At 51.2% G+C, this 22760-nt stretch carries 20 protein-coding genes and 1 tRNA gene; 13 read left to right on the top strand and 8 right to left on the bottom strand.

Features of this window, described 5'->3' with window-relative positions:
* The 4 genes from CFX1CAM_RS00405 to CFX1CAM_RS00390 form a co-directional block, all read right to left on the bottom strand.
* Positions 1 to 1044 carry an ABC transporter permease gene (locus CFX1CAM_RS00405; RefSeq protein WP_087861104.1) on the bottom strand — a complete coding sequence of 348 codons (1044 nt, stop codon included), beginning with the start codon at positions 1042 to 1044 and terminating at the stop codon, positions 1 to 3.
* Positions 1022 to 2536 (bottom strand): ABC transporter ATP-binding protein, encoded by a 1515-nt coding sequence (locus tag CFX1CAM_RS00400; RefSeq protein WP_087861103.1) that lies wholly within the window; start codon positions 2534 to 2536, stop codon positions 1022 to 1024. Before CFX1CAM_RS00400 ends, CFX1CAM_RS00405 begins: the two co-directional genes overlap by 23 nt.
* 71 nt (positions 2537 to 2607) lie before the next feature.
* A complete protein-coding gene (locus CFX1CAM_RS00395; protein WP_197687137.1) occupies positions 2608 to 3870 on the bottom strand; it encodes a BMP family lipoprotein in 1263 nt (420 codons plus the stop codon).
* Between the two features lie 276 nt (positions 3871 to 4146).
* Complete coding sequence (locus CFX1CAM_RS00390) at positions 4147 to 5970, bottom strand: adenine deaminase (protein WP_087861102.1); 1824 nt, start codon at positions 5968 to 5970, stop codon at positions 4147 to 4149.
* Between the two features lie 434 nt (positions 5971 to 6404).
* On the opposite strand from CFX1CAM_RS00390, the gene CFX1CAM_RS00385 reads away from it, so the two are divergent.
* Positions 6405 to 9203 (top strand): helicase C-terminal domain-containing protein, encoded by a 2799-nt coding sequence (locus CFX1CAM_RS00385; RefSeq protein WP_157891616.1) that lies wholly within the window; start codon positions 6405 to 6407, stop codon positions 9201 to 9203.
* Positions 9204 to 9301: 98 nt separating this feature from the next.
* Here CFX1CAM_RS00385 and CFX1CAM_RS00380 read toward each other — a convergent pair whose 3' ends face one another.
* Positions 9302 to 9829: a DUF1622 domain-containing protein gene (locus CFX1CAM_RS00380; protein WP_157891615.1), complete on the bottom strand. Its 528-nt coding sequence runs from the start codon at positions 9827 to 9829 to the stop codon at positions 9302 to 9304.
* 145 nt (positions 9830 to 9974) lie between these two features.
* Between CFX1CAM_RS00380 and CFX1CAM_RS00375 the strand changes: the two genes are divergently transcribed.
* A complete protein-coding gene (locus CFX1CAM_RS00375) occupies positions 9975 to 10685 on the top strand; it encodes a hypothetical protein (RefSeq protein WP_087861099.1) in 711 nt (236 codons plus the stop codon).
* Positions 10686 to 10737: 52 nt separating this feature from the next.
* On the opposite strand, the gene CFX1CAM_RS00370 is transcribed toward CFX1CAM_RS00375, so the two are convergent.
* The 3 genes from CFX1CAM_RS00370 to CFX1CAM_RS00360 form a co-directional block, all read right to left on the bottom strand.
* The gene (locus CFX1CAM_RS00370; RefSeq protein WP_087861098.1) at positions 10738 to 12129 is read right to left on the bottom strand and encodes a hypothetical protein; all 1392 of its coding nucleotides are present in this window, start codon (positions 12127 to 12129) and stop codon (positions 10738 to 10740) included.
* Between the two features lie 274 nt (positions 12130 to 12403).
* Positions 12404 to 12628 carry a hypothetical protein gene (locus CFX1CAM_RS00365; RefSeq protein WP_087861097.1) on the bottom strand — a complete coding sequence of 75 codons (225 nt, stop codon included), beginning with the start codon at positions 12626 to 12628 and terminating at the stop codon, positions 12404 to 12406.
* Between the two features lie 94 nt (positions 12629 to 12722).
* Positions 12723 to 12805 (bottom strand) — tRNA-Leu (locus CFX1CAM_RS00360).
* Positions 12806 to 13052: 247 nt separating this feature from the next.
* Here CFX1CAM_RS00360 and CFX1CAM_RS00355 point away from each other — a divergent pair.
* From CFX1CAM_RS00355 to CFX1CAM_RS00300, 11 genes are all read left to right on the top strand, one after another.
* On the top strand, positions 13053 to 14633 hold the full coding sequence (locus CFX1CAM_RS00355; protein ID WP_087861096.1) for an L-lactate permease: 1581 nt from the start codon (positions 13053 to 13055) through the stop codon (positions 14631 to 14633).
* A 6-nt stretch (positions 14634 to 14639) separates the two neighbouring features.
* Entirely contained in the window at positions 14640 to 14834 is a 195-nt protein-coding gene (locus CFX1CAM_RS00350; RefSeq protein WP_087861095.1) for a hypothetical protein, read from the top strand.
* Complete coding sequence (locus CFX1CAM_RS00345; protein WP_157891613.1) at positions 14831 to 15487, top strand: hypothetical protein; 657 nt, start codon at positions 14831 to 14833, stop codon at positions 15485 to 15487. Before CFX1CAM_RS00350 ends, CFX1CAM_RS00345 begins: the two co-directional genes overlap by 4 nt.
* 66 nt (positions 15488 to 15553) lie before the next feature.
* A complete protein-coding gene (locus CFX1CAM_RS00340; protein WP_087861093.1) occupies positions 15554 to 15841 on the top strand; it encodes an AtpZ/AtpI family protein in 288 nt (95 codons plus the stop codon).
* A gap of 153 nt (positions 15842 to 15994) precedes the next feature.
* Entirely contained in the window at positions 15995 to 16216 is a 222-nt protein-coding gene (locus CFX1CAM_RS00335) for a hypothetical protein (RefSeq protein ID WP_087861092.1), read from the top strand.
* A 25-nt stretch (positions 16217 to 16241) separates the two neighbouring features.
* Positions 16242 to 16781: a hypothetical protein gene (locus CFX1CAM_RS00330; protein WP_087861091.1), complete on the top strand. Its 540-nt coding sequence runs from the start codon at positions 16242 to 16244 to the stop codon at positions 16779 to 16781.
* Positions 16768 to 17514, top strand: a complete 747-nt coding sequence (locus tag CFX1CAM_RS00325) for a nucleotidyl transferase AbiEii/AbiGii toxin family protein (protein WP_087861090.1) — start codon at positions 16768 to 16770, stop codon at positions 17512 to 17514. The genes CFX1CAM_RS00330 and CFX1CAM_RS00325 overlap by 14 nt, the downstream gene beginning before the upstream one ends.
* A gap of 257 nt (positions 17515 to 17771) precedes the next feature.
* Positions 17772 to 19148: a tryptophanase gene (locus CFX1CAM_RS00315; protein ID WP_087861088.1), complete on the top strand. Its 1377-nt coding sequence runs from the start codon at positions 17772 to 17774 to the stop codon at positions 19146 to 19148.
* Between the two features lie 119 nt (positions 19149 to 19267).
* Positions 19268 to 20590: an MFS transporter gene (locus CFX1CAM_RS00310; protein WP_087861087.1), complete on the top strand. Its 1323-nt coding sequence runs from the start codon at positions 19268 to 19270 to the stop codon at positions 20588 to 20590.
* Complete coding sequence (locus tag CFX1CAM_RS00305) at positions 20590 to 21936, top strand: CehA/McbA family metallohydrolase (RefSeq protein ID WP_087861086.1); 1347 nt, start codon at positions 20590 to 20592, stop codon at positions 21934 to 21936. Before CFX1CAM_RS00310 ends, CFX1CAM_RS00305 begins: the two co-directional genes overlap by 1 nt.
* Positions 21937 to 22078: 142 nt before the next feature.
* Entirely contained in the window at positions 22079 to 22564 is a 486-nt protein-coding gene (locus CFX1CAM_RS00300; RefSeq protein ID WP_087861085.1) for a DinB family protein, read from the top strand.
* The last annotated feature ends 196 nt before the right edge of the window (positions 22565 to 22760 follow it).

Raw genomic sequence — 22760 nt, 5'->3', positions numbered from 1 at the left:
CTACTTCTTTCCCAAAATTCGTTGTTGAACGCCCTGCATCAGCAGGATGAACAAGACCAGGCTACCCTGCATGACGCCGGATAAGGTGGAATCAAGTTTCATGATGATGGGCAATTGAATGCCGCCAATATTTAACGCGGCAAAGAACAGGGCAACCGGCGCCACCCAGATTGCCTGGTAATTGATCAGCATACCGATCATCATGCCCATAAAACCGTAGCCGCTGGAGATGGCGGGGATCAGTCGGTGATACACGGCCACCACCTGCAGGGCGCCAGCAAGCCCGGCAAACAGACCACATACCAGGAACGCCAGCATCATATACTGCCAGGTGGGAATACCCAACCGATAGGCGGATTTTATGCCCTTGCCAACGGCTTTAAGCTTGAGACCAAAGTGGGTATTCTGCAGCAAGAAATAGATCACCACCAGCCCGATTAATGTCAGCGCGATGGAATACCAGCTAAAACGAAAGCTCCCTACTGTGGGCAACCAGTAGATTTCAGGAAAAGGTTCTGTGCCGCTCATCGATGCCACGCCTGGTCGGCTCCAGGCGCCAAAAATCAAACCGATGTTCAGCGCGGTGGCAATAAAATTGAGGCCCAAGCCGCCAAATATTTCGTTGACGCCGCCGAATACTTTTAACACCCCAGCCAGCAATGCCCATAGAATCCCGCCGACGACCCCGGCTAACATTGCGATGATGATGACCAGTGCGGGGTTGACGGAGGTGTTCAAAAAAAGGCGGATCACACCGGTGGTAAAGATGGCGCCCAGGGTGATTTGTCCTTCGATGCCGATGTTCCACAGCCCGGCAGTAAAGGTCACCAACACACCGCAGGTAACCAGCGCCAGAGGCACCCAGGCAACCACCACATTGGCAATTCGGGTCGGGTTGCCGAAGGCACCCTGCCAGATCAGGCTGAAAGCCTGGATGGGGTTGGCATCAACCAGCAGCAGGATGACGGTAACAAACCCAAGGGAGAGTATCAATCCCCCGAATTGAAATAATATCGATAAACTACGGGTGCGAGATTGCTTCATAGGTTTCCTCGTCAGTCAGAGTTCGATCCCAGCCTTTTCCGCCGATCATCTGGCCCAATTGTTCCAGGCTTATTTTGGATGAGTCCTGAGGCTCGGAGACATGCCCGCTGAAGAACACCAGGATGCGGTCGCTGTAGCGGATGATTTCTTCTAAATCGGCAGAAATAAAGAAGATTGATGTACAGCCAGCGCAGCGTTCTTTTAGCTTGTCCCACATATACATTGCTGATTCAATATCCAATCCCCGGGTGGGGTGTTCTAACAGGATGATGGAAAGGGAATCTTTTAACATGGATAAAGACGCCCTCTGCTGATTGCCGCCCGATAAGGCTTCAACGGGTGTTTCAGGCTGACCGACGATGCGGTAGTCATCAATCTTCTGTTTAGTTTTGTTTTGAAAGAAGGGTTTATCAATGAATAATTGCTTTTTATGCTCTGTTACCAGGGTAAAGTGTTCAGCCAGGGTCAGTTCAGGGACGAGACCTTCTTCCAGTTTTGAAGCCGGCAGAAAGGCTACCCCGTGGCGCATGAAATCATGATAAGTCTTTCCCGTCAGGTCTTTTTGATTGACGATTACCCGCCCTGATACAGGTCGCAGAAGGCCTGCACAAGCCCGGAGCAGCACATCCTGACCGCTGCCTTCCATGCCTGCCAGCCCGATCACCTCGCCTGCACGCATGCGAAAATGGACGTTTTCAATCGTGATCGGGTATTGCTCAACACTAAAATTTTCTAATTCAAAGACAATCTCATCTGTGACCCGTGATTTGGGCTCGTTGATTACGATTTGCTTCCCAAACATCATTTCGACCAGTTGATTGATATTGTACGGAGCGACAACCTCTCCTACCAGCTGCCCTTTTCTAAGAATGGCCACTTGGTCGCACATGATTTCGACATCTTCCAGTTTGTGCGAGACGAAGATGATGGTCTTTCCCTGTTTAGCTAACACTTTTAATGCGGCAAATAACTTCTCTTTTTGTTGCACGCTGATGCCTGTGGTGGGCTCATCCAGGATCAATACCCCGGCGCCCAGCCATAACAGGCGTAAAATCTCCAGTTGCTGGCGTTCACCGACGGTCAGGGTATCGACATAGGTGTAAGGATCGAGGGCAAAGCCAAACTGGTCCTGCAATTCTTGAAATTCTTTGATCACAGTTTTGTGTGAGAGTAAAAATTTCCCACCCTGACCAACGATAAAATTATCAATCACCAGCATGGGTGGAAAGTCCAGCGGATCCTGATGCAGCATGCCGATGCCGAATTTAATGGCATCCGCCGGTGAATCAATTCTGACCTGTTGACCATCCAGCAAGATTTCTCCGGAATCGGGCTGGATAAATCCGGAAAGAATTTTCATCAAGGTGCTCTTGCCTGCGCCGTTTTCGCCCAGAATTCCGTAGATTGTGCCGCTGTTGATGCTAAAGTCAATATCCACATTCGCATGCACAGCGCCAAAATGCTTGTTGATTTTTTTGAATTCGATATTCATAATGAATGCTTATATATAACAATGGGGAAGATGGTTAGATCTTCCCCATCCATAGTTTCGATAATCCGAAATTACTCGGAACGTCCTTCCATGCCTTCCAGCAATTGCGGGAGATACCAAACCTGGGTATCGGTGGCAAATTCGCCAGCCGCCAGCCACGGGGTACCATCCTGCAGGTTCAGAGGACCAGCCCACAGGTTCAGCCCACCCGCGAGTTCATCGATAAACGACTCCAACAAAATCGCGGCATTGGGGTCAACCGCCGGACCGGGGAGGTAACCCACGTTTGTGGTGTCGAAATTGTTGAGGTCTTCCCAAGAAGGTCCATTCCACTCAAAAACCGCTTTCCAATTCCCGGTCGTTGCATTGGTAATATGACGCAGATAGGCAGGACCCCAGTTGAACCACGGCACACCGAGGCAGACTTCGGGGGCTTCATCACAGGCGCCAATATAATCGTAGGGGATGGAGAATACCCTGGCGCCTTCACCGGCAGCCTTGCGGGCTTCGATCAGACCTTCGGTTGTGTCGATGCCGGAGATGATTACATCCACGTCGGAGTTGATAAATTCTTGCGCCACCAGGCTGGGATCTTCCGTGAAGCCGGGGATATTGAACCAGAACCCGATCCAGGTCACCCGGAAATTCAGGTCCGCGGGATCAAGCTGGAGGTATTCTTCCCAGCAGTACTTAGCACCCAGGTAAGCTGCAGAAGCTAAACGACGTGTCTCCTCGTTGATTAATGGGCCAAGGTAGCCAATGGAACCCGTTTCGCTGTGAAGGGCAGCATCACAACCGGCGATCATCTTGCCGTATTCCATCCTGCCCATGATGTTAACCATGTTGTCAAGGGGGATGTAATTCTCACCGTCAGGCCACTGCGTATCGCCCGAAGCATGGATTACGAAGATCTCCGGGTGGTTCTTGGCGAATTCAATGGCGTCATCCTTCATATCGTCGGAGTTAAAGATCACCATTTTCGCGCCTTGTGCCACCAGTTCTTCACCCAGTTGGGCTGGGGTGGTACCCGGGCGGTCAGCGGTGTTGACCGAATCTAAATAGATCATCCGCGTGCCGGGCAGTTTTTCTTCCACGTATAAACCCGCCTCATAATGCGCCTGGCTATAGCCGCGATCATTGTAGGGCCCGACCATCAAAATACCGAAGACGAATTCCTCGGGCTCTTCGACAGGGGCGGCAGGTTCTTCAACTGGAGCGGCAGGTTCCTCAACTGGGGCGGCAGGCTCCTCTGCTGGGGCTTTCGGTTTACAGGCTGTCAGGATCAGAGCACTGATCATCAAAACAGCAATTATGAATAACACAGTCTTCTTCATCGTTCAATTTTCTCCTTTATAACTAATCGATTAGATGGGATTATTTAAATATTCTTGGCTATTGATCCGTGGGCACCACCTCCGTTCTATCATGTAGTCCAGAAAAGTTTGATGTGGGACGATCCATATTCTGGTTCATATCACTCAATATTTCAGTATGTTGTCAATAACACAACAGGTGCATCATTGCGCTCACATATAATTGTACATGAAAATGACTTAAATTACGATTTAAATTTCAAAAGAAAATCATCCTCATCCCAGACAATCATCGATTCACTCTACCAATAAGTCAACAATTTTTGGTTTCTCTCCGGGTTTTAATGCCACCAGGCCACGGTTAGAAAGGTGCAGCTCTTCGATGACGATCAGGCTTAACAAGCTGAGAGTCATTTCAAAGGCTTCATGCGGGCAGCCAGCTTTCTTTAGCGCGATTTCAATGGCTTCAACCTGTTGAGCAGCCGTGGAAACCGATTCCAGGGACATGATGCCTGCCAGGGGAAGGGGCATTAGCGCTTCAACCTCGCCATCGACAACAATACAAATGCCGCCGCCTGTTTGAATGAGCGCGTTGGCAGCTTTGACCATCGCATCGTCGTCACTGCCGATTACCAGCAGGTTATGACTGTCATGCGCCACGGTTGAGGCGTAGGCGCAGCGCGGGTTGAATTGGGTTCCGCTGACAAAGCCCAAACCCTTGCGACCGTCGAGCCCGGATTGCGGCTCGTGGCGGTAGAAGACGGCTGCCTTCAAGATGTCCCGGTTAGGGTCGGAAACCAGCTCTCCGTTGTTGGGCTGCATTTCCACGATTTCCTCTTCGGTATGCACCATGCCCGGGATTACGCGCATCATACGCACTTTTGCGGGACTTTGTTTAGCGGGGATGGAAAAATCTTCCACCGTCAACGGTTCCAGGTGGAGCGAATGTACAGCCCAGGCGGGGTATTCATACGCCGGGATCTCGACTATCAACTGCCCTCCCTGTGCAACCAGGATCCCATCGGTGTACACCTGGTCAATGGTCACGGCTTCTAAATCACTGACCACCAGGATATCCGCAGCTCGTCCCGGAGAAATTGAACCGATCCAACGGGCTTTTTCCAGCAATTGTGCGGCGTTGATGGTCACCATCTGGATGGCAAGGATGGGCGGCAAGCCCAATTCGATGGCTTTGCGCACCACCCTGACGATGTGACCCTCTTCAAAGATGGTTGCTGCGGTGACGTCATCCGTAACCATGGTGAAAAAGCGGGTGTCAATGTGGGGGTTTTCCAGCACAGCAGGGAGCAAATTCGGCAGGTCCAGCCAGGCGGTGCCATAACGCTGCTGGGCATACATGCCCAATTGTGCGCGGCGCAGCGTGCCCTCAGCCGTGGTGCCTTCGTGGCAGGCTGTTAAGCCAGCGGCAATGAAGGCGTTCAATCCCTGGTTGAGTTCTAAATTGGCATAATGCCCGGTGAGCACAAAGCCGTCCTTCAGTCCCTGGGCGGTGATGGCATGGACCTGTGGGTCGCCGTAGATCACGCCGGGAAAATTCATCTGTTCGCCCTGCAGTTGTGCCCAGCCCTGTTGATAAGCGACAGCGACATCGGCTGCGCTAATGCTGGCGCCAGAATCCTCAAAGCCAGGTATCGATGGTACACACACCGGCATCGCTAACAGGACTTTTAATGGCAGTTCTTTGGAAATATTGTGAAATAATTCCACGGCACGCAGACCCAGCACGTTGGTGATCTCGTGGATGTCGGGGCATATGGTGGTCGTCCCATGGGGGAGGACGCCAGCCGCAAAACTGGGCAGATCGACCATGGCGCTTTCAATGTGCATATGGCTGTCGATGAAGCCCGGCACAAGGTACCGGTCGGCGGCATCGACCTCCTGAGTGTGCTCATCGACCAGCACTCCACTGGCATCGCCGACCAGGGCAATCCAGCCGTGGCGCACGACCACATCGATGCCTGTTTGCACCTGGGCGGTGTTGACGTTGACCAGCCTTCCGTTGCGGATGATCAGGTCCGCGGGTTGGTTTCCCATGGCCGTGGCAACCAGGTCCTGGGTGATCTCGTGGTGGAATTTACGTTGGTGCAGTGAATCTTTCATGTTCTTTCCTCCATTTTTCTTAATTTATTATAATTGAAAACCGTTCGGTAGCATGACCCTATTAAGGAAGTAGCACTGTGAACACTTTATCTTTTGGCAGGGGGAGCGCAGGATTTGAATAGGGTTTGGGTGGGTATGAAAGCGGAGACACGTGAATGGATTAATCAAGTTATCGTCCGGGTTAACGTGGTGGATCTAATTATCTCCAAATGCCTGATCTGAAAATTTTGTGTTGCCGATCAGGGCGTTTTCAAACTTTAACTGACTTTCACTAAAAATCGCATAGCGTTAAATAAAGTTAAAAAACAATTTTACCAGAAATTTGCTGGATGGATAATAAAATTTTTCAAATGCCGATCGCGTGGATATGCCACACGCTGGCTATAACGGGACAAAAACCCGTTTCAAAGCTCATCTCGAGTATAATCCTTCTTATGCCCATCATTATTGCAGTAGATATTGAAACCACCGGCTTGAACCCGGATGAAGATTCAATCATTGAGATCGGCGCCGTCAAATTCAACGGACGCCGGGTTGAGGAAGAGTGGTCCACACTGATCAACCCGCGCCGCCCCATTCCCGCCTTTATCACCCAGTTGACCGGCATTACTAACCCGATGGTACGCCATGCACCCTTTCTAGTGGACGTGATGGCGGGGCTGATTAAATTTATTGGTGATGCGCCTATCGTTGGACATAATATCGGGTTTGACCTCAGCTTTCTGCAGCAAACCGGGGCATTGCGCCATAATATGAATATCGATACCTATGAATTGGCAGCTGTGTTGATGCCGACGGCCAGCCGCTATAACCTCTCTTCCCTGGCACATCAGCTAAATATTCTTCTGCCTGTTACCCATCGCGCCCTGGACGATGCCCGTGTGACCCATGCTGTTTTCAATGCGCTGATGCAAAAAGCCCAGGAACTGCCCCTGCCGCTATTGGCAGAGATTGTGCGCATGGGTGAACCGCTGGATTGGAAGGCGAATTGGGCTTTTCAACAAGTGCTGAGGCAACGCGCCAGGGAGCACATTCAAGCGAAAAAAGACCTGGGCGGCGCGTCCGGTCCGCTATTTGAGAAACCCAAGGAAATAGAAGGGGAACCGGTGGGCGCTGAAAGCGGCGAAACACCGCTTGATGTGGATGATGTCGCTGCCGTTCTGGACCGTGGCGGTCAATTTGATCAGTTTTTGGAGCAATTTGAATACCGTCAACAGCAAGTGGACATGCTGCGTTCGGTTGTCGAGGCTTTCAATGGTTCTCAACATATGATGGTAGAAGCGGGCACCGGCACGGGAAAATCCCTGGCTTACTTGATCCCGGCTGCTTACTGGGCGCTGAAAAACAATACCCGCGTGGTGATCTCGACCAACACCATCAACCTTCAAGACCAGTTGATCAACAAGGATATCCCCGACTTGCAGCAAGCGTTGAACTTGCCTGTCCGGGCTGCAGTCCTTAAGGGGCGCTCGAATTACCTGTGCCCGCGCCGGCTGGAGGTTGTGCGTCGGCGTAAGCCCGAATCGGTCCACGAGGCGCGTGTGCTGGCTAAGGTGCTGGTATGGCTGCAGGAAAGTCGTACGGGGGACCGCTCGGAGATCAACCTGAACGGAAACATTGAACGCATGGTGTGGTCTCGTCTTTCTGCTGAGGATGAGGGTTGCCGGTTAGAGGTGTGCCTGAAACGCACCGGGGGGCGCTGCCCGTTTTACCGGGCTAAGGTAGCGGCTGATCATGCGCACCTGTTAATTGTCAACCATGCGTTGCTGCTGGCGGATGCGGTTACGGGAAACCGGGTGCTACCAGCTTACAGCTATCTGATCGTCGATGAAGCCCATCACCTTGAATCGGCTACAACGTCGGCGCTTTCTTTTAGTGTTCGTGCGGGTGATATTTCCCGCCTGGTACGCGAACTGGGCGGAATTAAAAGCGGATTGCTGGGACGCTTTGTGGACCTGTGCGAGGAACTGCTCAAACCTGCCCAAATGGCAGCCTTGAGTCAGCTGGTGAGTACCGCCGCTGACCTGGCCATGCGGCTCGACAGCCAAATGACGGCCTACTACCAGGCGCTGGACACCTTCCTCAATGATCAACGTGAGGGACGTCCGTTGGGCACCTATCCACAGCAGGAACGGATCCTGCCTTCCACGCGTACACTGCCGATCTGGCTGGATGTTGAAATTGCCTGGGAAGCAGCGTATGCAACGCTGGAGCGCCTATTGGCAATCTTACGGGAATTGCGCATACCGATGCGGGAACTTGCGGATCAGGAGAACGAGGAAGCCGAGGATATGTGGGGCAGTTTGGGGAACATGTTCACGCGCATTGAAGAAATTCAGCAGATCATCAATGGGCTCACCCTTGAAGCAGATAATGATACTGTCTATTGGGTGGAGATCCATCCAAAAGATTTGAACATCACCCTCAACGCAGCCCCGCTTCATATCGGGCGCATGATGGAAAAGCATCTCTGGCATCAAAAGGAAAGTGTGATTCTTACCTCAGCGACATTAACCACCAATGGCGAGTTTGATTACCTCCGGCGCCAGTTGAACGCGATTGATGCTGATGAATTGGTGGTGGGATCACCCTTTGATTTTGAGAAATCAGCCCTGGTGTACGTGGTCAGTGACATCCCCGAACCATCGGATGCCAGCGGGCATCAGCGGGCGGTGGACGCTGCCATGGTGGATGTCGCCAGGGCTTCCGGGGGGCGCATGCTGGCGTTGTTTACCTCTTATGCCCAGCTTCAGCGCACCTCCAGCAAGCTATCGCTGGCGCTGGCAGGTGATGATATCCAGGTGTATGAACAGGGGGAAGGCGCGTCTGCGAGCAGCCTGCTGGAGACCTTTCGCGACACCGACCGCGCGGTTTTACTGGGGACGCGGGCTTTTTGGGAGGGTGTGGATGTGCCCGGTGACGCCCTTTCCGTGCTGATGATCGTTAAACTGCCCTTTGACGTTCCATCCGATCCGATCGTAGCGGCAAGGGCCGAGACCTTTGAAGACCCCTTCAATGAATATGCCCTGCCAGAGGCGATTTTGCGCTTCAGACAGGGATTTGGTCGCCTGATCCGCACGCAGACCGATCGGGGGATTGTGGTGCTGCTGGACAAACGCGTGCTGACGAAAGCTTATGGTCGCATGTTCATGGAATCGCTGCCCCGTTGCACGTTTCAGCAGGGGTTATTGGCAGACTTACCGAAGGTCACAGCACGCTGGTTGAATTTGTAAGCAAGAATTTGAATCCGGACTTTGCTGGCAAGATCGGCAGGCTTTTTCAGCGATTCAAGCCCTGGTTTTAAATTTTATGGGTGGATCGGGTATAACTCCTAATGATCCGGTTCGTCCGGGTTGGTTTGCTGTGGGATCAAATTGCCGGCGCTCTCCGGAGTTTCACAAGCCTGGATTTCCCGCTCGAGAAAAAAGTGAAGCAGAGCTCTGAGCAGTACTTTTGCAAACAGGATCACAACTTCCGCTGTATTGGGGGCTATCGCCAGGTGCAAAATTTCACTGGCAATGGCAAATTCCAGGCCGAGGATCAGTACGTGTGCCAGGCGTGCACGAATATGAGGGAGGGAGGTGGTCTGATGTTCAGCTCGAGTAAATTGAAGGCGGATGAAACTGATGGTGGCGCGCAACAGCCCGATCAGGATCACAAAGGCGGTGGCGATTTCAACAGCAATGATGATGTATCCAACCACCAGATCGATGATGTGTTCTTGAGGGACAAGGGAGGCATGATCCGCTGAATGCTGATTTTTGAAAATTGCCAGCAACGCAACCAACCCTGCAAGTAGGATCAGCGGTAGAAAAAAATCCTGCAGAGCGTTTTTAATTCTTGAGCCATTCTTTTCCACAATGATTACCTTTCATTAACACAAAATAAGCTGAGCAATGCTTCAATGTTAGTTTACCACAATCCCTCCGGTTGGAAACTTCTCATGGGTTGAGTTAGAATCAGGGTGTGTTCAACAAGCGATTTGAACTAAGGAGCGATATACGATGAAAAAGGCATTTTCGACCCTTTTTTTGTTGATTTTTATGGTTCTGTCGGCCTGTTCACCCTCACCCGTGAAGGACCCGATCTCCAGCGTCGATGTGCAGACCGAGATTGCCCCGATCAGCCCCGCTGAAGATTCGGGGGAAGTGGGTTACCCGGTTGCCGCTGAATCTGTGATGCCAATATATGCTTACCCGGTGGGTACTGAGATGGAAGATTTGCCATTAGAAGAAATCGCCGAGATCGTGGTCCAGGCGCTTGCAGTCAGGGATCTGGCGACCGTGGCTCGATTTGTTCACCCGGAGCTGGGGGTATGCTTTTCGCCCTACACTTATGTTAAAGGAGACAATCCCGTCTTTTTACCTGATCAACTGCCCGAGCTGGTTGGTTCAACGTCGGTGTATTTGTGGGGTACTTTCGATGGCAGTGGCGAACCGATAGAGATGACCTTTGACGAGTATTTTGACCGGTTTCTCTTCTCGGCAGATTTCTCAAACCCTGAAGAGATGGCGGTCAATGAGCAAATTGGACGGGGAAATACAATTAATAATATTGCTGAATTTTTCCCGGGCAGCACTTTCATTGAGTATCATTTCAGTGGTTTTGAAGAGGAATATGGCGGTATGGATTGGGTCAGTTTACGCCTGGTCTTTGTTCAGGAAGGCGGTCAATGGTACCTGGTGGGGTTGGTCAACGATCGGTGGACGATTTAAAAGGAAAGAGGCACGGTAACCCGTGCCCCTGTTGTTGATCCTTCAGGTAGATTTACTCAAAACTTGTCCAGTAATTGGGAATTACCCAGGCTTTTACACTGGCAATCGTTTCGGAGTATGGATAAGAGACCCAAACCTCGACTTCTACTGAGCCTCCAGCAGGGGTCGGGTCTGACACCCAGGTATCTCCACCGCCAATAATCTTCCCATCAGCATTGTAAACCAGGACATACACATCCAGATCAGAAACCTGTTTACTGTAGGTGTTGGTGAAATTTACAATAACTTCGTAGGTGGAGTCGCTGCTAATGGCAGCGCTGTCAACTTTGAACGGGTTTGAACTCAATTCGTAGCCGGCGTCTGCCTTGCCGGGGAGCAGTAAAATATCATAGCGCGCATAAATCGAGTCGTCGGGCGGCGTTGAAATCCAGGGTGCGATGCCGACAGATTCGCCGGGCAGCAAGGCACTTAAATATCCTGAACCGGTAGTAATGATATCGTCATCTTTATCATAAAAAGTGATCTGCACATAATTATCCTTCAGAACCGATTCGGTTTCGTTTTTCATAATCAGCCCGCCATAAAACCAACCCATGTTACTTTCATATACAAAATTCTCATTAACAATGCTGATCTCTGAGGTGAAATCTGTTTTATCGATGACCTTTGAGCTGTAGGTGAGGGTCGGGTACGCTTCAACCCTGGCAACCTCATCAAAGGCATCAACATAAGTAATAAATCCCGCATAATCGTTCAGGTGAATGAAATCCAGATATGCGCTTCCGCCACCGACGATATGGTCGTCATCGCCGAAACACAGGATATTTGCGGTAAGTTTGGTGTACGTTGTCGATGAGTTATTGACAATTTTTCCCGTCACGAGGGGATAGCCTGCGTTTTCCCAATACCGCAATTTATCCGTCGTGAAAGGGTTTTCTGAGGCGCTTGCTGATGAAGTGCCAGAAAAAGTCCAGTTGATTTCAGCGGATGCAACGGTCACGCCTTCATCATATTGAAAAGAAAAGGCGGTGATGCCATAGGTGGTGTTGGGGTAAAACGAAGGCAGGTACGTATAGCTACTGTCGATTAATCCGCCAGCCGAGTTATAAAAATCGACGGTGAATTCAACATCCTCATAGAGAATATCGCTGGAAGGATTATTAATTAAATAGCCGATAAAAGTTTCTGAGCCCTCCTGGAATAAATTACTCTGGTTCAGAACCACTAAATCCTGACTGATCTCCACCGGAGGAGGGGTGGTGGGTTCTTCTTGTTTTTCCGGACTTTTGCTTTCGGTTGGTATCACGGGAGGTTCGGTGGCAATTTTTACCACAGGTTCTTCGGTTGGGGTGGCGGTGGGGTCAGCCTTGCTGGAAAAGCGGCATGCCAACCCTATTACCAGGGGGAAGAGAACGAAAAGAATGATAAGGGTCTTTTTGGGCATAGTTTTCTCCTTCTTGTTTTAATTCGACTAACGGGTATTTTAGATTAAAAAAGCGCGATTGGTCAATTGAAATCTAAAGATGTTTTTCTAGCGTGCAATTTTCTAAGTATAACATCAATGTAAAATTTTTGGTTACTCGAATTTCTCACTACCATGCCAGCGAATCAACCGTGTCCTATCAGAATTTAGCCCCTAAAAGGGTTACGATCGTGTTGATAAAATTTGTCAGCACCTTATTTACTCACCTTAGCAGTCCAATAGCAGCATATTGAACTTATCGCTCTGACTGCTGCCACAAAGCCAACAACGCAGGTGCCAAATCAGCCAAGCTCGGTAAGGCGTATTCGACAATGAAGGCGGTGTTTATTTCAGTGGGTTGCGAGTCTTTAATTCCCGGGCTATCAAACTGGTTTCGCATAAAAGCCTTGATCGGGGGGTGCCCGGTGATGAAAGGCAAGGGAGTGGTGGGGATGGTCACCCAAACCGATTTGTTCCACATCTTTTTGCAGATGATGAAATATCCGGATTCCTTTGCCCTATTGGCCTCGTAATGACAGGTTTTTTAACGTTTTCCCCCTTTATTGCCTTTCTCATAGGGCAGGTGGGAGTCGAACCCACACGGTATAAATACCGAAGGATTTTAAGTCCTTTGCGTCTGCCATTCCGCCACTGCCCCAAGTTTAGGCATCATTTTACCACGATCTGATTGCTTGGGAAGATGTGAGTTTTCGAGGAAGCTGAAAGGTGATAGCGCGTAGAACTCAGAACTTAGAGCTTAGCGCTGATAACGAGATTTTATGTTTTATTACTTGCTCACCATTCACCACTCACTTTTCACCATTTACTATTCACCCTACACCCAATTCCCAATTCCTGCTTTATAATTCCATCACCAATTTGAATAGAATAAACTCACGACAACAATGACTTTATCTTTATCCTTCTTTAACTGGATTCTAGCCTTATCCCCAGTCCTGGTGGTGTTAATCATGATGCTTGGTTTTCGCGCCGGGGGGGCTTGGGCTGGAGGAGTGGGGTGGCTGGCTGCGGTTTTGGTCGCCGTGCTTTTTTTTGGGGCTGGGTTTGAGCTGCTGGCTGTCGCCCACGTCAAGGCAATTTTGCTCAGCCTGGACGTGTTTTATATTATCTGGATGGCGCTGCTTTTGTTCCACGTTGCCAATGAAGCAGGCGCTATCCGCATGATTGGGCGGGTACTACCCCAATTAACCGAAGACCGGGTGATGCAGTCCCTGCTGATCGGCTGGTTAATGGTCACCTTTATCCAGGGCACAGGCGGATTTGGGGTGCCAGTTGCCGTATGTGCCCCAATCTTGGTGGCGATCGGCTTCACACCCTTACAGGCTGTAGCCATGACCTCCCTGGGAGATACCTGGGCGGTCACCTTTGGCTCGCTGGGAGCCTCGTTTAAAGCCCTGATCGCGGTTTCCGGTCTGACTGCCGATGAACTGGCACATTTCACGGCTATCCTGCTGGGGGTTGTCAGCTTTCCCAGCGGCATGCTGGTGGCGGTGATCGGCAACGGCTGGAAGAGCGCGAAACGCGCGCTGCTCCCCGTTGCAGGGCTTTCGGCGGTAATGGTTATCGCGCAGTATTTACTGGCGACCAACGGGCTGTGGACCCTGGGCACCACCGGTGCGGGTTTGGCTGGTCTGGGGGTGGGCTTATTGCTGCTGAGGCTACCAGCGTATCGCAATCGTAACAAGCAGCACTCAGAACCTGTACCTGCTGAAGATAATCCCGATGAAGGTAAATCGCTGTGGCTGGTATTGATTAGCTATCTGCTGCTCGTTTTGCTGGCTTTTGGCGTCAACCTGTTTCAACCAGCAAACGCTTTTTTGTCCCAGATAAAATTATCGCTGGATTTTCCAGAAGTCAGTACCGCTTTCGGGTGGACAACTCCTGCTGGTCCCGGTCAGGTGATCAATGTGTTTGGGCACCCCGGTGCGATCCTCTTCTACACCAGTATCATTTCTTACATCATTTATCGTTCTGTGGGTTACCTCGAGCCGGGCTCACTGAAGCGGATTTTCAACAAAGTGACAAAAGCCGGCGTGAACTCCAGCCTGGGCATCCTGGCGATGGTCGGGCTGGCGACGATCATGCTGCACAGCGGGATGACCCACCTGCTGGCAGAGGGTCTCAGCACGAGTATTGGGCGGGATTTCTATCCTCTGGTGGCGCCGGTCATTGGTGCGCTGGGCGCGTTCATCACCGGCAGCAACACCAATTCCAATGTCTTGTTCGGCGCATTACAGCAAAGATCGGCTGAGCTGTTAAGGTTAAGCGTGCCCCTGATCCTGGCGGCGCAAACCGCAGGCGGATCGGTCGGCAGTGTACTGGCGCCAGCTAAAGTGATTGTGGGGTGCAGTACTGTCGGCCTAACGGGCGAGGAAGGCGGCGTCATGAGCAAGATCATCGGATATGGACTGATTCCCCTCGCCATTCTTGCCCTGGCAGCCTGGATAATCCACCTGTTGGGGTAGGAAAAGATGCCTGCACACAAAAGTTCACCGCTTCAAAGCCGGAAAAAGAGTTTAACGATACGGGGTGCGCTGCTGATTGTATTAATGCTGCTGCCCTTTCGCCTGTCTGCAGGTCTGTGCTGGTTGGGCACAGCAGCTGCTGCTGTGTTGATTGATGGAGTTATGATCATCGGCAGGCTTTATCAGGTATGGTTGGGATGAGAAACCACACAGGGAACAAAAAACAGCGCCTGGTGCAGTTTTTATACGTGCTCAGCCTGGTATTTTTGGGGATCGGGCTGTTCAGTCTGGGTTGGGCGCACTGGCCGACACCAATAGACGGGGTCCAACTCAACGTTCCTGCCGGCGGTCTGGCTGCCGCCCCGGGGGAGGACGAGTTTATCAGCCTTTCGGAGTATTCGCTTAACGTTTCCTGGCCACGCCGGGTGCGCCGCGGCGAATCCGGCATTCTGGAACTGCGTCTGACCGACGTGGACGGTGCGTCCACGGCAGACGCAGACGCGACCCAGATCGTGCTGGCTGAGCCCGTGTTTTTCATGCTGCAGGTTGACCCATCTGGCGAAACCCAGTCTGCGTTGGGGGATGGTCAGACGCTGACCCTCTATTGGCGAGTCTCCGGGGATCAGCGCGGGGAATTTTCGGGTAAACTGTATGTGTCATTTGCCTTTTTTGTGCCAACAGAAAATGCGCTGGTCTCAGTCCCTGTGGCGGTGGTCGACCTGGATGTCCAGGTCATCGAGTTGTGGGGCTTGTCGTCCGCGATGGTGACCTGGCTGGGGGTGGTCAACCTGGTGCTGTGGGGTGCGGTGTTTGTGTTGGGGCGAGGCATTGAAGTTGGCGTGAAGCTTTTTTGAAGATGGGTGTTGATCAAGCTTTGCCGGCGTAGTAAGCTATGAGCGTCATTTAACTAGGGTAAACCTATGAATGAAAATAATCATCTTGAGCTAAAAACAGCGCTGCGGCGCAACCTCATCAGGGCGACATTGGTCCCGCTTCAATCGGGATGCCTGGCTTTTGCTATGGCAACCATTGCCATCCTGGCAGGGATATGGTTGGATTTTAGGCTGGAAACATTCCCGCGCTGGACCCTGATTTTACTGGTTGGCAGTGCACCCATTGCGTTGGTGATAGTGTATTTCGTCGTTCGGCGGACATTACGCGGGTTACAGGCTGAAACGAATGCCAGCGAGCCAGAAGATGAGGTATAGATCAGCGCTTATTGATCCGGTGTGTCCCTGTTAAACTGCCTGAAATAAAAAGATGAATGGTTCGCCGATGATTAAAGTTGAAGGCTTGACTCGTTGTTCTGGCGAGCTGGTGGCTGTGAATCATCTGGACCTCGAAATCTTTGCAGGAGAGGGTTGGGCTTCCTGCTTTATGCACTGACGGCGAACACCGCTACCTGGTCGACAATGGGTCGCGTCTTTTTCCCCAATGCTGTCTGGATCATCCTGGTGTTGTGGGGTCTGATTGCGGGGCTGCACTACTTTGGCGTGCGCACCTTTCACCACAGCGAGATCTTCGCCCGGGGGCGAGACCTTGCGTCATTATTCGCTTCGAAAAAAATTTTATTGACAAATTAATCGGATTGTATTATACTATACATTAATGTATAGGATAACACAACTTAATCGATTAAACCGGAGAATTTTTCACACAAATGACCTGGCTGTCCTGTGGGACATCAAAGATCGTCATCACTTGCACGTGACCATCTCCCGCTATATTGCACGCGGCATTCTTTTCCCTGTTTACAAAGGCCTTTATGCAACTGTGCCCATCTCAGATCTAGATCATATTGAACTGGGATCAGCTATCATTCATCGTTTTACTTATCTCTCGACCGAGTCAATCTTGGTGCAAGCCGGGGTTATTACACAGGTTGTTTATGATCACACGTTTATTTCGGATCAATCCAAACGTGTCCAGGTCGGTACACGGTCTTTCAGATATCGTCAAATGAAGGACGATTACCTGTTCAACCCGTCAGGTATTGACAGGCACCCACACGGTTTTGTCGCAACACCAGAAAGAGCCGTTGCAGACCTGCTGTATTACAACCCACGCTATCATTTTGATGTTCCGGAATTAATTAATTTTGACCTGGTGCGTTCATTACAGAAGGAGATTGGCTATGGCCATGGTTGATCTGCGACCAGAGGATATTATTCATAAGTCTTATATGAATCGCTTGCTGATTGAAATTGTTGACCAACCCGTTTTGAGCCAATCCCTGGCGTTTAAAGGCGGTTCTTGTGCTGCTATGCTCGGATATCTTGATCGTTTTTCAATTGACCTGGATTTTGATGTCCTTGAAGGCACACATGAAAAAACCTTGCGCGATAATTTTCTACAAGCATTTCACACCCTTGGGTTTGAAGTGAAAGCTGCCTTCGAAACTATCTTATTCTTTCAATTGAAGTACCCCAATGAGCCTGGAAAAAGAAATACGCTCAAAGTCTCGGCCTCTACTGAGCGCATATCGACCAATCAGTACCAGGCTGCCTTTTTCCATGAAATCGATCGTGTAATCAATTGTCAGACCATCGAAACGATGTTTGCCAATAAGCTCGTCGCCCTTATGGATCGCTATGCCCGGCATCAGACCATTGCCGGCCGCGACGTTTATGATATTCATCATTTCTTCTTGCGCGGTTTTCGCTATCTACCAGACGTAATTCACGAGCGGACAAACCTGGAAATGCATGATTTTTTCCAGCAATTGATTTTTTTCATTAATAAACATGTCAACCAAACCATCATAAACGAAGATTTAAATTCATTACTTCCCAATCGACAGTTTCAAAAAATTCGCAAGGTATTAATTTCAGAAACATTGGCGTTTTTAGAAAGTGAACTTAAGAAAACGAAAGACAATTAAATTCTCCTAACCGATGTTTGCTGAATAGGGGAATCATTGTATATCACAAATGGTGCAGCCTTCGTAACAAACGCCATAAACAACGATGTCCTTATTCCTGCTTCCAAAGCCTTTATTTTCCAAATCACTGATACCCAATATTGCGCAATTAAACCTGCTCTCCCGCTGTGGAGAGCCATTATAATAAGAGCAGTAGCCAACCTGCATCCACTACGGCATCGGGCCAATAGGCTCCGATCCACTTCAGGAGGTTTTTTATGTCGATCCCCTTTGTTGAGCCCTTTCGCATCAAAGTTGTTGAACCGATCAAACACACCACCCGCCCTGAGCGCGAAAGCATCCTGGCTTTTGCCTATAACAACCTCTTCGGGGTGCCCGCCGAGGATGTGTTTATCGACTTTCTTTCCGATTCCGGCACCAACGCCATGAGCGACCGGCAGTGGTCGGCGATGATGGTTGGCGATGAAGCCTATGGCGGCGCACGCAGCTTCACCCATTTCGAAGCTGCCGTCCGGGAAGTGCTCGGCTTTCCCTGCGTGCTTCCCACGCATCAGGGACGCGGCGCTGAGGGCATTCTCTTCAAAACCCTGGTAAAACCCGGTCAGTCGGTGCCCAACAATCGCCACTTTGACACCACCCAAGCGAACCTGCTGGCATTGAATGCCAACCCGGTCGACCTGGCGGTGGATGAAGCATCCGACCCTCACAGCCTCCTACCCTTCAAAGGGAATATGGATCTGGGCAAATTAGAGCGCTTTATTGACCAAACGGGCGTTGAAAACATCCCGATTGGCATGCTGACGGTCACCAATAACTCCGCCGCCGGTCAGCCCGTGTCAATGGCAAATATAAAAGCCACTTCCGAGCTCTACCGTCGCTATGGGATCCCTTTCTTCTTGGACGCCTGCCGTTTCAGTGAGAACGCCTGGTTCATCAAGCAGCGCGAGCCCGGTTATGCCGATCGTCCTGTGGCTGAAATAGCATTGGAGATGTTTTCTTATGCTGATGGCTGTACGATGAGCGCCAAAAAAGATGCTATCGTGAATATGGGCGGATTTATTGCCTGCCGTGATGAAGACCTGAAGCAGAAATTGGCTCAACATTTGATCATCCAGGAGGGCTTTATCACCTACGGCGGCCTGACAGGGCGTGACCTGGAAGCGATTGCGGTCGGGTTGCATGAGGGCATCAGTGAGGATTACCTCGACTACCGAGAGCGACACACCCGCTACCTGGGTGAGGTGCTCCAGTCTGCCGGGCTGCAGGTTTACCAGCCTACCGGCGGTCATGCGGTCTACGTGGACGCCGCCCACACCCTGCCTCACATCCCGCCCGCTCAATTCCCCGGTGTTGCCCTGGCAAATCAGCTCTACATCGAGGGGGGCGTACGTACGGTGGAGATCGGCAGCCTGATGTTTTCGCACCCCGATCCGCTCACCGGCGAGGTGATCCCTGCGCCCAACGAGATGGTGCGGTTTGCCATCCCGCGCCGGGTGTATACCCGCAGCCACCTGGACTACGTGGGCGAGGTCGCCCGCGAAGTGGTAAAAAATGCTGCAGATCTGCGCGGACTGGAGATCACCTGGGCGCCGGAACTGCTGCGACATTTTATTGCCAGGCTGGCATGGGTTTAATCAGCGGGCAGAATTAATATAAAAAATGCATTGTTGATTAAAATAAAAAAACCGTCATTGCATATATAATTGATGGTGAGACCCATTCTTTAATCCCTCAAGCCAAAGGAGGCTACCTCATGAAAACCGAACGCTGGAAATCATTCAATTATGCCATCGGTATGTTTGGCACGTCCATACCGATCAATATGCTCAAAACCTACGCAGCTATTTATTATGTAGACCAGTTGGGCTTAAAAACCACCCAATGGGCTTTAGTTTTATTCATTTACACTTTTATTGACGCTATCGACAACCCGGTTTATGGCTTTTTGTCGGATCGCACCCGCTCAAAATGGGGCCGTCGACGCCCCTGGCTGGTGATCGGCACACCCATGTTGGTGTTAGGATTAATTGCCTTTTATAATCCGCCGGCTTTTCACAGCGGGGAAGCCCTGTTTGCGTACGCGATGTTGTTCTACATCTTCACCGGCACCCTCGATTCGGTCATCAACGCCAATTATGGCGCGCTTTTCCCGGAGATCTTCCCGGATGATGCCAGCCGGGCTAAAACGAATGCCATGCGCCAGGCTTTTCAACTGGTGGCGATGATCATCAGCATTGCGCTGACGCCCATGGTGACCGGTTGGATCGGTTACGGCTGGACTTCGATCGTCTATAGCATCCTGGGCGGGGCGGTGATCCTTTACATGTCGCTGACCAGCAAGGAAAAGGAAGTTACGGAGGAAGAAGAGAAACCCCAATTGTGGCACAGCTTAAAAAGCCTGTTCATCAACCGCAAATTCTGGATTGCAGGGTTTGCCAATGCGTTTTACAGCGCCGCCATGTCCCTGGTGCTGGCATCGTTACCCTTCTTTGTGAAATACCGTCTGCAAATTCCCGATGCGCAAGCTACCATCCTGTTTGCCTCGGTGTTGTTGATCGCCATTGCCAGCGTCGCTATTTGGGCAAGATTTGTGCGAAAACATGACCTGATGTGGGTCTGGCGCGTTGCCCTGGGCACCCTGGCGCTGGCTTATGTCCCCCTGTTTTTCGCCAACTCGCTGATCACTGCCATCATCAGCGCGGCATTCGTCGGCTTTGGTTTTGCCGGCGTGATTACCACCATGGATCTGATCGCCGCCCGGGTGATGGATGAAGACACCGAAAAATACAACCTGCGCCGTGAAGGGTTCATCTCCAGTGCACTCGGGTTCATGAACCGCCTGAGCGGCCTGTTCACCAGCGCAGCCTTTTACCTGATCTTTATCTTCTTTGGCTTCGAAAGCGGCGATAATCCCGGTCCCCAACCCGGTAATGCCTCCCGCTTTTTGCTGACGGTGTTCCCCTTTGTGCTGATGCTGATCAGCCTGCTGTTTTCTTTCTTTATTGATTTTAAAGACCGTAAACCCCGTATTTCTGAAGATAACACCTCAGGTTTAGATCATTATTTGGACGGATGATGACAGGAAAAATCAATCAAAAATACGATCTTAATTCGGTCACCATCGAGATTTTCATTGAAGCTGAACGGCAGGGTGACTATATCACCCTGCCATTTGAGGTCCCGCCGCATACCGCTGCGTTGAACCTTCGTTATCGTTATGCCCGTCATTCCCACCCCGAGACGAAAACCAGGGCTGGGTTGTTCACGGGGCGAGAGCAGATCAATGTTATTGACCTGGGAATCATTGCGCCTGATGGAAGCCAGGCGGGCGCATCGGGTTCGGATAAAACCGAAATCTCGATCAGCGAGTCCCACGCTACCCCTGGGTATCGGGCGATGTCTCTGACGCCTGGGACCTGGCAGATTTTGATTGGTGCCTACCGGGTGGCGCCACAGGGCGTGCAGGTGACTTACGAACTTGAATTTATTCCAAAAGCCATGCGCCTGTTGAAGGGTGATCTGCATACGCACACCCTGGCATCGGATGGTGTTTTGACCCTGGAAGAGCTGGGCAGCCATGCCCTGCGCCACGATCTCAACTTCGTGGCTGTAACTGATCACAACCAGATGGTCAGCAAGGATGCCTTGCCTGATATTGCTGGATTGACAATGATCCCCGGGGTGGAATGGTCACATTACCTGGGGCACGCCAATTTTATCGGTGTGGACCAGCCCTATGACGGGCCTTATTTCACCAATAACCTGGCAGAAGCCCGCAAAATCTTCGCGACGGCTCGTGAGCGCGGCGCGTTGATCACCCTCAACCACCCTTTTGAAGAATCGTGCCCGTGGGCGTTTGAGCTGGACGCGCTGCCCTTTGACGTGCTTGAAATATGGAACGGCCCGATGCGGGAGTCTAACCTGCGCTCGCTTGCTTTGTGGCAGGGATTGCTGGCTGAAGGGAAGAAGGTGCCCATTTGCGGCGGCAGCGACTATCATCGCGATCGCTTGTTCCAGATCCTGGGCGGACCGACGATGTGCGTCTATGCTCAATCCAATGCAGCCTCGGATATCCTGGCAGCGGTCCGCAGTGGCTGCGGTTTTATCACCTTCTCACCTGAGGGGCCGACCCTGGACATGCGGTGCGGGGATGCGCGCATGGGTGAGAGTCTGACCTTCACAGGCGGTCAGGTTGTGAACCTGGATTTTGGAGATTTGCACAAGGGCGACATTCTCAAGCTGATCACACCCGACGATATTGTCGATTTCTTCACCGCGCCGATGGATGGCGAATACCGCTGTGAGCTGCCGGTGGCAGCGCCAGGTTTCATGCGCGTGGAGATCTGGCGCACCTTCCTGCCCGGCGTTCCGCCGCTGCCTGCGCTGATTTCTAACCCGATATATTTTGACCCTGCAATGTGAGCAAAAGCCGTGTTGATTGTGAATATTCACGGTAACGCGATCATATTGTAAACAGGGTCGATGGAACGTGATTGTTGACAAAAAACGAGCGAAACGACGCGCGTATTGTACATGAAGAATATTAAAATTCATTGGAGGAACTGTGATCAACAAAAATGATTTAGCCAAATTGCTGTTTGAGGAGCAGGATTTAATGCTCAAACAGGTGGACGGACTCAGCCATGCGGACAGCCTGCTGCAACCGCAGCCCGGCGGTAACTGTCTGAACTGGGTCATGGGCCACCTGGTGGTGAACCTTGCCGACATCCTTCAATTCCTGGGCGCAGAACCGCCGGCAGACCTGCCCAACTTGGAGCACTACGGGTATGGATCACAGCCCGTTCTGGGAGATGGCCCTGGCGTGCTGGAGCTGAACCTGCTGGTCGATACCTACCTTCGCTTAAACACGCTCGTCACCGAGCGGCTGGCGAATATAGCAGATGCAGAATTTGACGATGAGATCGAATTCTTTCAAGGAAAGAACCGCCGCGGGTATGTGGTCTTTTTCTTCTTTTATCATCACAGCTATCATCTCGGGCAGTTGGAGCAATTGCGCAACCTGGCTGGACGGACTGAAAAAATTGTGTAGGGCGTAGCGCTCTAAGAACCAGGAAACAGGTATTCGACAATTAGGAACCGGGAAGTCGTTGCGAGAGGAATGAGAATTTCCCGAGTGATTCTTGACACTACCGAAATTCGAATTAAGTAGTAATATTATAGGTTAAATGAATGAACCCTCTCGGAGGGCACTCTAACCGCATTGGTCCACCCACAAATTCCTGATT

The organism is Brevefilum fermentans, assembly GCF_900184705.1.
Taxonomy (GTDB): Bacteria; Chloroflexota; Anaerolineae; order Anaerolineales; family Anaerolineaceae; genus Brevifilum; species Brevifilum fermentans.
Note: the sequence above shows the minus strand (reverse complement) of the source record. Positions and strands in the feature narration are given on the sequence as shown.